The following is a 13,588-nucleotide window of genomic DNA, read 5'->3' as shown; positions in this document are numbered from 1 at the left end:
ATTGGCTGATTTGGAATCCAACATGGTGTCTGCCGTTCCGACCAGCCCAAGGCCTGGCGCCGACGCTCCTGTGCCCGCACCGTCCGGTGCGGCGCGCAAAGGGCGCGGCGCCAAGCGCGTTTTGCCCGGCTTCGGGCTGACCTTGGGCTATACGCTGTTTTATCTGAGCCTGATCGTGCTGATCCCGTTGTCGGCACTGCTGTTCAAGACCTTCTCGCTCACCTGGCCCCAGTTCTGGGAGGCCGTGGCCTCGCCGCGCGTGCTGGCCTCGTACCGGCTGACGTTTGGCGCCTCGTTTGCGGCGGCCTGCGTGAACCTGGTGTTCGGCTTGCTGATCGCATGGGTGCTGGTGCGCTACAAGTTCCCGGGCAAGAAGATCGTCGATGCCCTGGTGGACCTGCCCTTTGCCCTGCCCACGGCCGTGGCCGGCATTTCGCTGACCGCCTTGCTGGCCGGCAACGGCTGGGTGGGCCAGTACCTGGAGCCCTACGGCATCCAGCTGGCCTTCAACCCGAACGGCGTGGTCATTGCGCTGATCTTCATCGGCCTGCCCTTTGTCGTACGCACGGTGCAGCCGGTGCTGGAAGACTCCGAGAAGGAGCTGGAAGAGGCTGCCACCAGCCTGGGCGCCTCGCGCTGGCAGATCTTCTACAAGGTAATCCTGCCGGCCATCACGCCCGCGCTGCTCACGGGCTTTGCCATGGCCTTTGCACGCGCCATCGGCGAGTACGGATCGGTCATCTTCATCGCGGGCAACATGCCCATGATTTCTGAAATCACACCGCTGATCATCATCGGCAAGCTGGAGCAATACGACTACGCGGGCGCCACGGCCGTGGCCGTGGTGATGCTGCTGTTCTCCTTCGTGATGCTGCTGGTCATCAACGCGCTGCAGGCATGGCAGCGCAAGCATTCGGGAGGGGCTTGAGATGGCGTTGTCTCCACAGGAAGCATTGCTTCTCAAGATCATTGGCGCGGTGCTGGTCGCCGTGCTGGTGCTGTACAGGCTCACCGCGCCCCCGAAGGGCCGCCGCGAAAAGCTCACCACCACCGAGCCGCGCGCCGTGCGCTGGATTCTCACGGGCATTGCGCTGATCTTCATCGGCCTGTTCCTCGTGCTGCCACTGGCGGCCGTGTTCACCGAGGCGCTGCGCAAGGGCTGGGATGCCTATGTCGCCGGCCTGCAGGAGCCCGATGCCTGGTCGGCCATCAAGCTGACCCTGATCACGGCGCTGATCGCCGTGCCGGTGAACCTGGTGTTCGGCGTGGCGGCGGCCTGGTGCATCGCCAAGTTCGAGTTCCGGGGCAAGGCCTTTCTGATCACCCTGATCGACCTGCCGTTCTCGATCTCGCCCGTGGTGGCGGGCCTGATGTACGTGCTGGTGTTCGGTGCCCATGGCTGGTTCGGCCCCTGGCTGGCCGAGCATGACATCAAGATCATCTTCGCCGTGCCCGGCATCGTGCTGGCCACCATCTTCGTGACCTTCCCCTTCATCGCCCGCGAGCTGATCCCGCTGATGCAGGCGCAGGGAAGCGACGAGGAGCAGGCTGCCATCGTGCTGGGTGCCACGGGCTGGCAGACCTTCTGGAAGGTCACCGTGCCCAACATCAAGTGGGGCCTGCTGTACGGCGTGATCCTGTGCAATGCGCGTGCCATGGGCGAGTTCGGCGCGGTGTCGGTGGTCTCGGGCCACATCCGCGGCCAGACCAACACCATTCCGCTGCATGTGGAGATCCTCTACAACGAGTACCAGTCCGTTGCCGCCTTCGCTGCCGCCTCGCTGCTGGCCCTGCTGGCGCTGGTGACCCTGGTCATCAAGTCGGTGGCCGAGTGGCGTGCCGAGCAGCAGGCCAAGGCCGCTGCCGACCTGCCTCCCGAGCGCCCCACGGCGGCATCCCAGGCTTCCCAGGCATCCCAGGTGCCGCAGGTGTCCTGAACCTCGGCCCCGACCAGACAAAAGCAAGAGCAAGAGCAAGACCATGAGCATTGAAATACGCAACGTCAGCAAGCAGTTCGGCGATTTCCAGGCCCTGCGCGATGTGAGCCTGGACATCCAGTCCGGCGAACTCATCGCACTGCTCGGCCCCTCGGGCTGCGGCAAGACCACGCTGCTGCGCATCATCGCGGGCCTGGAGACGCCTGACGTGGGCAGCATCCACTTCAGCGGCGAAGACACCACCGATGTCCATGTGCGCGAGCGCAACGTGGGCTTCGTGTTCCAGCACTACGCGCTGTTCCGCCACATGACCGTGTTCGAGAACGTGGCCTTCGGCCTGCGCGTGAAGCCGCGCAGCCAGCGCCCCAGCGAGGCCCAGATCCGCGAGAAGGTGATGAGCCTGCTCAAGCTGGTGCAGCTGGACTGGATTGCCGAACGCTTCCCGTCCCAGCTGTCGGGCGGCCAGCGCCAGCGCATTGCCCTGGCCCGCGCCCTGGCGGTGGAGCCCAAGGTGCTGCTGCTTGACGAGCCTTTCGGCGCGCTGGATGCCAAGGTGCGCAAGGAGCTGCGCCGCTGGCTGCGCCGCCTGCATGACGAGCTGCATGTGACCTCCATCTTCGTGACCCACGACCAGGAGGAGGCACTGGAAGTGGCCGACCGCGTGGTCGTCATCAACCAGGGCCGCATCGAGCAGGAGGGCACGCCCCAGCAGGTCTGGGACAACCCGGCCACGCCCTTCGTCTACGGCTTCCTGGGCGATGTCAACCTGTTCAAGGGTCGCGCCAGCGATGGCCGCGTCTACCTGGACGACGGCACCCAGCTGGACAGCCACGACGCCAAGGGCGCCAGCGACAGCAAGGCCTTCGCCTATGTGCGCCCGCACGATCTGGAGGTGGAGCGCTACTCGCCCGGCCAGAACCTGGACGTCCAGGGACGGCCCACGGGCATCGTCGTGCAGCTGGCCCGCGCCATCGTCGTGGGGCCTATTGCGCGCCTGGAACTTATTCCATCGGAGAGCACCGAAAGCACGGACAATGCCGAAGAGGGTGGCCTGATCGAGGCGCAGATTCCTGCGCAGCAGTTCAGGGACATGGCCCTGCGCGAGGGGGAAACCCTGGTGGTGACACCGCGCCGTGCCAAGGTGTTTCTGGACGAGGCGGCTGGCATCTGACGGCGCGGCAACGGCTTCCTGCACCCGCTGAACAGGGCTGCAGCGCCGGGCCGGCGCCGCAGCCCTGATTTCATTCAACCGGGTGACGAAAGACAAGAATGCTTCAATGGTTTGACAACGCTCCGCGCCGCATCCTGGCGCTCATCAGCCTGGCCTGCGTGGCCATGCTGGCCTTCGGCATGTATCTGCAGCATGTGGTCGGGCTGGAGCCCTGCCCGATGTGCATCGTGCAGCGCTATGCATTGATCGGCGTGGCCCTCTTCACGGGCCTGGGCAGTGTGCGCGGCGGTCGCGGCTGGCTGATCAGCTGGGGCGTGCTGGCGCTGGTGGCTGCAGGTTTTGGCGCCTTCGTCGCCGCGCGCCAGAGCTGGCTGCAGTGGTATCCGCCCGAGTTCGCCACCTGCGGGCGCGACTTCTACGGAATGATCGAGAACTACTCCATCAGCCGTGCCGTGCCCATGATCTTCCGTGGCTCGGGCGACTGCGCTGCCGTGGACTGGAGCTTTCTGGGCGGCTCCATCGCCAACTGGTCCTTCATCTGCTTCGCCATCATGAGCGTGGCGGTCTTGGTGCTTCTGGTGCGCGGCGCTGCCCGCAGGCGCTGAGCCCTAGGCTGAGCCTTGCGCCAGTCGCCGCTGCAGCGACTGGGACATGGTGCTCAGGATGAGCCAGCAGGACGTGGCGCCCGCGTCCAGCACGCCGATGGAGCGCGGCCCCAGCCGGGCCGAGCGCCCGATGCGGGCCTGCAGGTGGCGCGTGGATTCCTTGCCCGCCTCGGCCGCGGCCTCCATGGCCTGCAGCGCCTCGCGGAAACCGGCGCCGGCCTGCAGCGATTGCCGGTAGGCCTGCAGGGCCGGGGCCAGCGTGTCGATGAGGGTCTTGTCGCCCACCTGGGCCTTGCCCATCTCCTGCACATCGGCGACGGCCCGCGCCAGCGCCTGGCCGAACAGGGTGGCATCCATCTCCTGCTCCGGCCCAAGAACATCGGCGAAGCCTTGGAAGAAGCTGCCGTACAGCGGGCCCATGGAGCCGCCGATATCGTCCATCAAGGCCTGGGACAGCTGCTGAAGCGCCGCAGGCAGCTGCGCCGCCTGGCTGGCGTCCATGGCATCGAGCCGTGCGCCGCAGCCGGAAAAGCCCTTGGCCATGTTGATGCCGTGATCGCCATCGCCGATCAGGCCGTCGATCTCGCTGAGGAACTCCCGGTGGCCGACGATGGCCGTGATCAGTTCACGCACGATGCTGCCCGCGCCATCGAGCGCAATGGCCGGCCCTTTGCTGGTGCGCCTTGCGGCTTGGGGGCGGGCGGTTTGTGCTTGTTCCTGGGCCTGTGCTGGCGTCCTTGCCGGAACAGAGGGCGGCGTTGGAATGGCCTCCTGCGGCTGGGGCGGCAGCCCGCCGGCCAGGGTCAGGGCGACTGACTGGCAGGGTGCCTTGAGGCAGGCCAGCAGCTCGTCGTCCAGCTGCATCAGCGTGAGTGTGATGCCCATCATCTCCAGCGACGTGAAGAGATTGCCCACCAGCCGGAAGGCCGCCTGAATGCCGCGTTCTTGCAGGCGCCGGGCCACCTCGCCATAGAGGATGTACTGCTCCATCAGCGGCGTGGCGCCCAGGCCGGACAGCAGCACGGCCACGCGGTCGCCCGGGGAGAAGGGCAGGTCGGGCAGCAGGGTGTCCAGCATGCGCTCGGCCATATCGGCCGCCGTGGCCGTGCGGTGCACGGACATGCCGGGCTCGCCATGGTGGCCAATGCCCACCTCCATGCTGCCGCGCTCGATATGGAAGTTGGCCTTGCCCACGGCGGGAATGGTGCATGCCGACAGGCCGATGCCGATGCTGCGCGTGCGGGCCATGGCGTGCCGGGCGATGGCGATGACTTCGTCGAGGCTGGCGCCCATGGCCGCCCGGGCGCCCGCCACCTTCCACATCAGGATCTCGCCGGCCACGCCGCGGCGGCTGGCCTCGTCGCCCCGCGCGGCAGAAGGCACGTCGTCGTTGGCCACCACGGTCCTGACCGCCATGCCTTCGGCTGTCGCCATCTGCACGGCCATGGCCACATTCATGTTGTCGCCCGCGTAGTTGCCATACAGGCAGGCCACGCCGGCGCCGCCATCGGCTGCGCGCATGGCGTCGTAGAAGCTTCGGGCCGTGGGGGACGAGAACACCTCGCCCACGGCGGCGGCGTCGCACAGGCCTGCGCCCACATAGCCCAGAAAGGCCGGCTCGTGCCCCGACCCGCCGCCCGTCACGATGCCCACCTTGCCCCTGCGTGGCGCGCCATGCAGGCGCACGACGCGGGGGCTGCCTGCGTCGATGCGCAGGGTGTCGCCATGGGCGGCGATCCATCCCTGGAGCATGTCCTCCACCACCCGGTCGGGGTCGTTGATCACGCGGTTGGTCTTCATGCCTTTGTCTCCTCCAGGTGCGGTCCCGGCGGGTGTGCCGAAGACTGTTCATATGATCATTGAATGGTCATTTTTGATTTGTTGAAATTGGCATGTCAATGCCTTTTGGCTATTCAACAGCCAAGGGAAAACGATAGGATTTGATGATTTATTTAGAAAATTCAACAGGTTACGTCTTAATATTGCTGATGCGCATAGCTTTCGTTGTTTGACAAATGATCTCCGATTGAGAAGACTCTCAAAAAACATTGATCAAATGATCATGTGATGGTCTTTTGTAATGAAGGGGATGCCATGAAACTGGCCATCGGCTGCGACGAAGCCGCCTGCGACCTCAAGAACGCCGTGAAGCAGCATCTGCTGGCCCAGGGCCACGAAGTGGCCGACTTCGGCACGCACGACGGCGAGCCGGTGCTCTACCCCGACATCGGCATCGCGGTGGCGCAGGCCATCGTCCAGGGCCGCCATGAGCGCGGCGTTCTCCTGTGCGGCACGGGCATAGGCATGGCCATTGCCGCCAACAAGGTGGCGGGCATCCGCGCCGCGCAGGCGCATGACACCTATTCGGCCGAGCGCGCCAGCCGCAGCAACGACGCGCAGATCATCACGCTGGGCTCGCGCGTGATCGGGGTGGAGCTGGCCAAGGCCATCGTGGACCGCTTCCTTGCATCGCGCTTCGATGGCGGCAGCTCGGCCCTGAAGGTGGATGCCATCACCGGCTTCGAACGCTCGCAGGCCGCCGCAGCCGGGCGCGGGCAGGGCGCGTGACCATGGGCACCGGCACCGGCACCGCACTGCTGCAGGCGCGCGGGGTGGCCAAGAGCTTCGGCGGCGTGCCTGCGCTGCGCAACGGCTGCCTTGAGCTGCAGGCGGGCAGCGTGCACGCGCTGTGCGGCGGCAATGGCGCAGGCAAATCCACCTTCCTGAACATCGTGATGGGCCTGTTGCGGCGCGATGCCGGCGAGATATTGCTCAAGGGCCGGCCGGTGGATTTCGCCACGCCGCACGAGGCGCTGGCACACCGCCTGTCCATCATCACGCAGGAGCTGTCGCCCATCCCGGGCATGAGCGTGGCCGAGAACATCTTCCTGGGCCGCGAGCCCCGGCGCGCCGGCATAGTGGTCCGCCATGCCGCGCTGCTGGAGCAGGCGGATGCGCTGCTCAGGCAACTGGGCTTCGATATTGATCCGCGCGCGCAGATGGGCCGCCTGAGCCTGGCGCAGACCCAGTTGGTGGAGATTGCCCGCGCCCTGAGCCGGCAAAGCGAGCTGATCATCATGGACGAGCCCACCTCGGCCATCGGCGAAAGCGAGACCGCCATCCTCTTCGACGCGATACGCCGCGTGACCGCGCAGGGCGCCGGCATCCTCTACGTGTCGCACCGCCTGACGGAGATCTTCACCATTGCCGACAGCTACACGGTGTTCCGCGATGGCGGCTTCGTGCAGACCGGCGCGCTGGCCGATATCGACCGGCGCCAGCTGGTGAAGTTCATCGTGGGCCGGGAGGTCCGCGCTGCCGCCAGCGAGCGCAGGGCTGCGGCGCCGGGCGAGCCGCTGCTGTCGGTGCAGGGGCTCACGCGCCGGGGCGAGTTCGAGGACATCAGCCTGGACGTCGCCCCTGGCGAGGTGCTGGGCATCTACGGACTGATGGGATCGGGCCGCAGCGAATTCCTCAACTGCCTGTACGGCCTTACGCGCGCCGACCAGGGGCAGGCGAGCCTGGGCGGACGGCCCCTGCCGCGCGGCAATCCGGCGGCGTCGATCAAGGCGGGCCTGGCCCTGGTGACCGAGGACCGCAAGGCCACGGGGCTGGTGATGAGCTCCTCGGTGCGCTTCAACGCCAGCTTGCCCGCGCTGCCGGGCCTGCAGCGCGCCGGGGTGGTGGATGGCGCGGCAGAGCGCGTGCTGGTGGGCGGCCTGCTGCAGCGCCTGCGCGTGAAGCTGGCCAGCCCGGCCATGCCGGTGTCGGGCCTGAGCGGCGGCAACCAGCAGAAGGTGGTGCTGGCCCGTTGCATGGCCACCAATCCCGTCTGCCTGCTGTGCGACGAGCCCACGCGCGGCATCGACGAAGGCGCCAAGCGCGAGGTGTACGCCTTCCTGGCCTCGCTGGCCGCGCAGGGCCATGCCGTGGTGGTGGTGTCCTCCGAGGCGCCGGAACTGCTGGAGCTGAGCGACCGCATTGCCATCTTCCGCAAAGGCCGGCTTGACCGCGTGGTGGCCGGCCACGGCATCACGCAGGAGGCGCTGATGCACCTCGCGTCCTGAGCCCGGGCGATGCCCGTGCTGCGTTTTTCCCCTTGCCTTTCACAACACACAGGAGACATGACCATGCCGTTTTTCCGCTTCACCACCGTGCTTGCAGCCGCGCTTGCCGGTGGGCTGTTCCTGGCCGCAGCGCAGGTCCGGGCCCAGGCTCCGGCCCCGCTGTCGGCACCAGCACCAGTACCAGCGCCGGCCAAGCCCTACCGCATAGGCGCGGCCGTCTATGGGCTCAAGGGCGAGTTCATGCAGATGTGGACCAAGGAGCTGAAGGCGCATCCGGCCGTGAAGGACGGCACGGTGCAGATCACCGTGTTCGACGGCAACTACGACGCGCTGACGCAGAGCAACCAGTTCGACACCATGATCACGCAGAAGTACGACGGCATCCTGTTCGTGCCCATCGACCTGAAGGCGGGTGCGGCGCCCGTGCAGAAGGCGGTGAAGGCCGGCATTCCCGTGGTGGGCTCCAACACGCGCGTGCAGGGCGATGTGCTGACCTCCTACGTGGGCAATGACGATGTGGTGGCCGGCCGCATGCAGGCCGAGGCATTGATGAAGGCCATCGGCGGCAAGGGCAATATCGTCGTCATCGAGGGGCCCATAGGCCAGTCGGCACAGATCGAGCGGGCGCGCGGCAATGACGAGGTGCTGGCTCGCCACAAGGACGTGAAGGTGCTGGCGCGCAAGACCGCCAACTGGTCGCGCGCCGAGTCCATGGGACTGATGGAGAACTGGCTGACCGCATTCCCGGGCCAGATCCAGGGCGTGATCGCCCAGAACGACGACGAGGCCCTGGGCGCGGTGCAGGCCATCAAGACCAAGGGCATCGATATCAAGACCATCCCGGTGGTGGGCGTGGACGGCGTGGCCGCTGCCATCACGGCCGTCAAGCGCGGCGAGATGACCACCAATTTCCAGGATGCCCAGGCCCAGGCGCAGGGCGCGCTGGATGTGCTGCTGCGCCAGCTTGTCGGCCCGTCCTACCGGCCGCGCTCGGTGGTATGGAGCGAGTATGCCCAGGCCATGCCCTGGGGCGATGGCACGGCCAAATCCTACGAGGTGCCCTGGACCGCCATCGTGCCCGCCAATGCCGACGCCTTCTTGCAGAAGGTGCGCAAATGAGCGCCGCCAGCCTGGAGCGGGACTTCGACGGCCGCACGGCCCTGGTCACCGGCGGCGCGGGCGGCATCGGCCTGGCGATTGCCCGGCAGCTCGCCGAAGGCGGTGCGCGTGTCGTCCTGGTGGACCTGGAGCGGCAGGCACTGGACGTGGCCGCTGCCAGCCTGGCGGAGCCCCGGCACCACCTGGCGCTGGCGGTGGATGTGACCAGGCCCGAGGGCGTGGAGCAGGCGGTGGCCACGGTGCTGGAGGCTACGGGCCGCATCGACATCCTGGTCAACAGCGCCGGCGTGGCGCTGCTGGAGCCGGCCGGCGAAATCAGCGAGGCGGCCTGGGAGCGCACGCTGGCCGTCAACCTCACGGCGCCGCTGCTGCTGGCCCAGGCGGTGGCACCGGCCATGCGCCGCCAGCGCCACGGACGCATCATCAACCTGGCCTCGCAGTCCAGCGTGGTCGCGCTCCGGCGCCATGCCGCCTATTGCGCCAGCAAGGCGGGCCTGGTGGGACTGACGCGCGTGCTGGCGCTGGAGTGGGCGTCCGACGGCATCACCGTCAACGCCATCTCGCCGACGGTGGTGGACACGCCGCTGGGCCGCAAGGCCTGGGCCGGGCAGGTGGGGGAGGCCATGCAAGCACTCATCCCCACGGGCCGCTTTGCGCAGCCCGAGGAGGTGGCGCGGCTGGCCGTGTTCCTGGCCGGTACGCACGCCGGCATGCTGACGGGCGAGAACATCGTCATCGACGGGGGCTACTCCATCCAGTGAGCGGCCTGCCGGCCCCACGCCTTTCTTCCATCAACGCGGGAGTCCTCCATGACGAATCTTCAAGCCGCATCTTCGCCGCCGCTCTTGGGGCGGCGCGCGCTGGACCTGCGCAGCCTGCGCGAGCGCTACGGCGTGGTCATCGCGCTGATTGCACTGTGCGCGGCGCTGGCGCTGGCCAACCCCCATTTCATGACCTGGGGCAACTGGGCCGACATCCTGCGCCAGACCTCCATCAACGGCATCCTGGCCATCGGCATGACGTGCGTGGTGCTGACGGCGGGCATCGACCTGTCGGTGGGCGCCATCCTGGCGCTGGCCGGCATGGTCGGCGCCTGGCTGGCGGCCGATGGCCAGGGGCTGGCGGTGAGCGTGGGCGCCGGGCTGGGCGTGGGCATGCTGCTGGGCGGCGTCAACGGCCTGCTGGTGGCCTGGTTCGCGGTGCCGCCCTTCGTGGCCACGCTGGGCATGCTCAGTGCGGCGCGCGGCCTGACCTACATCTACAACGACGGCATGCCGGTGTCCGAGCTGCCCGACGGCTTTCTTGCCATCGGCGCCGGCCAGCTGGGACCCGTGCCCATGCCCATCGTGATCTTTGCCGTTGCCGTCGCGGTGTTCGCCTTCGTGCTGCGCTACACCGTGTATGGCCGCTACATCTACGCCGTGGGCGGCAACCTGCGCAGCGCCAAGACCAGCGGCATCAACACCCGCGCCATCGTGCTGCTGGTCTATGTGGTCAGCGGGCTGCTCGCGGGGCTGGCCGGTATTTTGCTGGCATCGCGCACCACGGCGGCGCTGCCGCAGGCCGGCGTGTCCTACGAGCTGGACGCCATTGCGGCCGTGGTGATCGGCGGCACCAGCCTGTCGGGCGGCACGGGCAGCCTGGGCGGCACGGTCGTCGGAGCCCTGCTCATCGGCGTGATCAACAACGGGCTGAACCTACTGGGAGTTTCCTCGTACTACCAGCAGCTGATCAAGGGCGTGATCATCGTCGGCGCCGTGCTGCTCGACAGTTCGCGCCGCAGGGCATGAAGCGCTGCGCCCACGTCCTGTCCACCATCTGCAACCCGGGAGAGTTCCATGCAAAACACCCTGCCTGACGCCGCCGATACGAACATGCTGGCCGTGGTCTGCCACGGGCCCAGGGATTACCGGCTCGAACGCGTCGCGCGTCCGCAGGCCGGGCCGCGCGAGCTGGTCATCCGCGTGGCTTCCTGCGGCATTTGCGCGGGCGACTGCAAATGCTGGGCTGGCGCGCCGCGCTTCTGGGGAGACCCGGAAAAAGGCCGCCCCGCCTATGTGCGCCCGCCGGTGATCGCGGGCCACGAGTTCTGGGGCCATGTGGTGCAGGTGGGCGAGGGTGCCCAGGAGCACCACGGCGTGCAGCTGGGTGACCGGGTGATCGCCGAGCAGATCGTGCCCTGCCATGCCTGCCGCTATTGCAAGACCGGCTTTCGCTGGATGTGCGAGGTGCACGATGTCTACGGCTTCCAGGGCCAGGTGGCCGATGGCGGCATGGCCGAGTACATGCGCCTGTCCGCCCGCGCCGTGGTGCACCGGATCCCCGAGAGCGTGGACTTCGAGGATGCGGCCATCACCGAGCCGCTGTCCTGCGCCATCCATGCCGTCAACCGCGGCGACATCCAGCTCGACGATGTGGTGGTCATCGCCGGCGCGGGCACGCTGGGCCTGCTCATGGCCCAGGTGGCGCGCCTGAAGACGCCGCGCCGGCTGGTGGTCATGGACCTGTCGGACCAGCGCCTGGCGCTGGCGCGCCGCTGCGGCGCCGACGTGACCATCAACCCCGCGCGCGAGGATGCCCGCGCCATCGTGCACGCACTGACCGACGGCTATGGCTGCGATGTGTACATAGAGACCACGGGCGCGCCCTCGGGCGTGACGCAGGGGCTGGACCTGGTGCGCAAGCTCGGCCGCTTCGTGGAGTTCAGCGTCTTCGGGCGCGAGACCACGGTGGACTGGTCCATCATCGGCGAGGAAAAGGAGCTGGACCTGCGCGGCGCCCACCTGAGCGCCCATTGCTACCCCATTGCCATCGACCTGCTGGCGCGCGGGCTGGTCACCTCCGAGGGCATCGTCACCCACCGCTATGCGCTGTCGGACTGGGAGAGCGCCATCCGGGTGGCCGATTCCATGGATTCGGTCAAGGTCCTGCTGCTGCCCCACGCTGGCGAGGCCCGGTGAGCGGCGCTACACTGCGCGCCTTTCCCGGCACCCTTGGAGGCACCCTTGACTGAAAGCGACCTGACGCGACTGGCGACCCTGTACTACGTCGATGGATGCACGCAGGACCAACTGTCCAAGGAGTTCGGCATCTCGCGCGCCACCGTCGGACGGCTGCTGCGCCGCGCGCAGGAAGAGGGCATTGTCGAGATCCGCGTGCGGCCGCATTCGCTGGTGTCCGCCGACCTGGAGCGGCAGCTGACCGAGCGCTTTCACATCAAGCGCGCACTGATCGCGGTGGACCACAAGGATGCCGACCGGCAGCGCGAACTGCTGGCAGGCCTGGTGGCCAGCGAGCTGGAGCGCATCCTGGTCGATGGCTCCATCGTGGCCGTGGGCATGGGGCGCAACGTGTCCTCGGTCTCCGAGCACGCCCTGTCCGCCACACGGCGGGAGTGCCACTTCGTCAGCGCCATCGGCGGCTCCTACCGTGGCGGGGAGGCGATGAACGCCGACCACATCGCGCGCCGCCTGGCCGCGCGCTTTGGCGGCAAGTCCGAATCGCTCTATGCGCCGGCCCTGGTGGGCGATCCGCAACTGCGCAAGGCGCTGCTGGACAACGACACCGTCAGGCACACCCTGGACAAGGCGCGCCGCGCCGACATCGCCCTCATCGGCGTGGGCGATGTCAGCGTGGACAGCAACATGGCCCGCATGGGCTGGTTTTCCGCGCAGGAGATCTCGGACGCCCGCCGCGCGGGCACGGTGGGCGACATGATGGGCTACGACTTCATCGACATCCATGGGCAACCGGCCGCAACCCCCATGCAGGACCGCGTCATCGGCCTGAGCCGCGAGGACCTGCTGCGCATACCCAACGTCATCGCCGTGGCGGCCGAATCCAGCAAGGTCACGGCCATCCTGGGAGCCCTGCGCACCGGCGCCATCGACACCCTGGCCACCACCACCGCCAACGCCGCCGCCGTGCTGCAGCTGGACGATGTCATGGGGACGACGCGCTGACGCAGTGGGGGAGGCGAGGCTCTTGGGCGGCGCGCCTAGTTCGACGCGCGGCGGTAGAAGGCCAGCGAGCCTGCCAGCGCCAGCAGCATGCCGCCGCACAGGCGGTCCAGCCACATCACGGCCCGCCCGCGCAGCAGCCGCGCGGCGCGTGATCCGGCGAAGGCATAGGCCAGCATCACCAGGAAATCGATGAGCGCGAACACCAGCGCAATGGCGATGTACTGCGGCGCCTGGGCGGCCGCCGGGTCGATGAACTGCGGCAGCAGGGCCGAGCAGAACAGGTAGCCCTTGGGATTGGTCACGGCGACCAGGAACGACTTGAGCAGCACGGTGCGGGCGCTGTAGCCGTCGGCGCCGGCCTCTGCCTTGCCGTCGCCCTGGGGTGCCGACAGCGATCCGCCCTGGCTGCGCAGCATGCGCAGGCCCAGCCAGGCCAGGTAGGCCGCTCCCGCCCACTTGACCACCGAGAACCAGAACTCCGAAGCCGCCAGCAGCGCGCCCAGGCCCAGCGCGACCGCGCCGACCAGCACGAAGTCCGACAGCACGGCGCCCAGCATGCCCGGCAGGGCGCGGCGCACGCCGTGGCGCGAGCCATTGGCCAGGGCCAGCAGCACGGTGGGACCGGGGGTGATGATCGCGATCAGCGCGACCAGGGAGAAGACGAGCAGGGTGGCGAGGGTCATGTCGGCGAAGGCTCATGCGGTTGGCAACAGCCTGCCACTGTGCC

The 13,588-nt window shown here is 68.0% G+C and carries 13 protein-coding genes; 11 read left to right on the top strand and 2 right to left on the bottom strand.

The window, feature by feature from the left end; all coding sequences use genetic code 11:
* The first annotated feature begins 22 nt into the window (after positions 1–22).
* The 4 genes from cysT (at position 23) to INR38_RS10375 (ending at position 3,713) form a co-directional block, all read left to right on the top strand.
* A complete protein-coding gene (gene cysT / locus INR38_RS10390) occupies positions 23–928 on the top strand; it encodes a sulfate ABC transporter permease subunit CysT (protein WP_013801696.1) in 906 nt (301 codons plus the stop codon).
* Between the two features lies 1 nt (position 929).
* Entirely contained in the window at positions 930–1,937 is a 1,008-nt protein-coding gene (cysW, locus tag INR38_RS10385; protein ID WP_099733236.1) for a sulfate ABC transporter permease subunit CysW, read from the top strand.
* A 43-nt stretch (positions 1,938–1,980) separates the two neighbouring features.
* A complete protein-coding gene (locus INR38_RS10380; protein ID WP_013801698.1) occupies positions 1,981–3,108 on the top strand; it encodes a sulfate ABC transporter ATP-binding protein in 1,128 nt (375 codons plus the stop codon).
* A 98-nt stretch (positions 3,109–3,206) separates the two neighbouring features.
* A complete protein-coding gene (locus INR38_RS10375; protein ID WP_012206385.1) occupies positions 3,207–3,713 on the top strand; it encodes a disulfide bond formation protein B in 507 nt (168 codons plus the stop codon).
* 3 nt (positions 3,714–3,716) lie between these two features.
* Here INR38_RS10375 and dhaL read toward each other — a convergent pair whose 3' ends face one another.
* Positions 3,717–5,513 (bottom strand): dihydroxyacetone kinase subunit DhaL, encoded by a 1,797-nt coding sequence (dhaL, locus tag INR38_RS10370; protein ID WP_207443663.1) that lies wholly within the window; start codon positions 5,511–5,513, stop codon positions 3,717–3,719.
* Between the two features lie 294 nt (positions 5,514–5,807).
* On the opposite strand from dhaL, the gene rpiB reads away from it, so the two are divergent.
* The 7 genes from rpiB (at position 5,808) to INR38_RS10335 (ending at position 12,861) form a co-directional block, all read left to right on the top strand.
* The gene (rpiB, locus tag INR38_RS10365) at positions 5,808–6,281 is read left to right on the top strand and encodes a ribose 5-phosphate isomerase B (RefSeq protein WP_012206383.1); all 474 of its coding nucleotides are present in this window, start codon (positions 5,808–5,810) and stop codon (positions 6,279–6,281) included.
* Between the two features lie 2 nt (positions 6,282–6,283).
* Complete coding sequence (locus INR38_RS10360) at positions 6,284–7,780, top strand: sugar ABC transporter ATP-binding protein (protein WP_207443662.1); 1,497 nt, start codon at positions 6,284–6,286, stop codon at positions 7,778–7,780.
* 63 nt (positions 7,781–7,843) lie between these two features.
* Positions 7,844–8,899 carry a substrate-binding domain-containing protein gene (locus INR38_RS10355; protein ID WP_126312055.1) on the top strand — a complete coding sequence of 352 codons (1,056 nt, stop codon included), beginning with the start codon at positions 7,844–7,846 and terminating at the stop codon, positions 8,897–8,899.
* Positions 8,896–9,660, top strand: a complete 765-nt coding sequence (locus INR38_RS10350; protein WP_207443661.1) for a GolD/DthD family dehydrogenase — start codon at positions 8,896–8,898, stop codon at positions 9,658–9,660. The genes INR38_RS10355 and INR38_RS10350 overlap by 4 nt, the downstream gene beginning before the upstream one ends.
* Before the next feature lie 48 nt (positions 9,661–9,708).
* On the top strand, positions 9,709–10,689 hold the full coding sequence (locus INR38_RS10345) for an ABC transporter permease (protein ID WP_012206379.1): 981 nt from the start codon (positions 9,709–9,711) through the stop codon (positions 10,687–10,689).
* Positions 10,690–10,737: 48 nt separating this feature from the next.
* Positions 10,738–11,859, top strand: a complete 1,122-nt coding sequence (locus INR38_RS10340) for an alcohol dehydrogenase catalytic domain-containing protein (protein ID WP_207443660.1) — start codon at positions 10,738–10,740, stop codon at positions 11,857–11,859.
* A gap of 45 nt (positions 11,860–11,904) precedes the next feature.
* The gene (locus INR38_RS10335) at positions 11,905–12,861 is read left to right on the top strand and encodes a sugar-binding transcriptional regulator (protein ID WP_012206377.1); all 957 of its coding nucleotides are present in this window, start codon (positions 11,905–11,907) and stop codon (positions 12,859–12,861) included.
* Positions 12,862–12,896: 35 nt separating this feature from the next.
* On the opposite strand, the gene INR38_RS10330 is transcribed toward INR38_RS10335, so the two are convergent.
* The gene (locus INR38_RS10330; RefSeq protein ID WP_016453272.1) at positions 12,897–13,544 is read right to left on the bottom strand and encodes a LysE family translocator; all 648 of its coding nucleotides are present in this window, start codon (positions 13,542–13,544) and stop codon (positions 12,897–12,899) included.
* Between the last annotated feature and the right edge of the window lie 44 nt (positions 13,545–13,588).

The organism is Delftia sp. SD018 (assembly GCF_017355445.1).
GTDB classification, from domain to species: Bacteria; Pseudomonadota; Gammaproteobacteria; order Burkholderiales; family Burkholderiaceae_C; genus Comamonas; species Comamonas acidovorans.
This window is presented reverse-complemented; position numbering and strand designations above follow the sequence as displayed.

Excerpts from the sequence above, each read along its gene's own strand:
- INR38_RS10375 (WP_012206385.1), top strand. The coding sequence starts at position 3,207 with ATGCTTCAATGGTTTGACAACGCTCCGCGCCGCATCCTGGCGCTCATC.
- INR38_RS10345 (WP_012206379.1), top strand. The coding sequence starts at position 9,709 with ATGACGAATCTTCAAGCCGCATCTTCGCCGCCGCTCTTGGGGCGGCGC.
- INR38_RS10355 (WP_126312055.1), top strand. The coding sequence starts at position 7,844 with ATGCCGTTTTTCCGCTTCACCACCGTGCTTGCAGCCGCGCTTGCCGGT.
- INR38_RS10380 (WP_013801698.1), top strand. The coding sequence starts at position 1,981 with ATGAGCATTGAAATACGCAACGTCAGCAAGCAGTTCGGCGATTTCCAG.
- INR38_RS10340 (WP_207443660.1), top strand. The coding sequence starts at position 10,738 with ATGCAAAACACCCTGCCTGACGCCGCCGATACGAACATGCTGGCCGTG.
- INR38_RS10360 (WP_207443662.1), top strand. The coding sequence starts at position 6,284 with ATGGGCACCGGCACCGGCACCGCACTGCTGCAGGCGCGCGGGGTGGCC.
- cysW (WP_099733236.1), top strand. The coding sequence starts at position 930 with ATGGCGTTGTCTCCACAGGAAGCATTGCTTCTCAAGATCATTGGCGCG.
- rpiB (WP_012206383.1), top strand. The coding sequence starts at position 5,808 with ATGAAACTGGCCATCGGCTGCGACGAAGCCGCCTGCGACCTCAAGAAC.
- dhaL (WP_207443663.1), bottom strand. The coding sequence starts at position 5,513 with ATGAAGACCAACCGCGTGATCAACGACCCCGACCGGGTGGTGGAGGAC.
- INR38_RS10350 (WP_207443661.1), top strand. The coding sequence starts at position 8,896 with ATGAGCGCCGCCAGCCTGGAGCGGGACTTCGACGGCCGCACGGCCCTG.
- cysT (WP_013801696.1), top strand. The coding sequence starts at position 23 with ATGGTGTCTGCCGTTCCGACCAGCCCAAGGCCTGGCGCCGACGCTCCT.
- INR38_RS10330 (WP_016453272.1), bottom strand. The coding sequence starts at position 13,544 with ATGACCCTCGCCACCCTGCTCGTCTTCTCCCTGGTCGCGCTGATCGCG.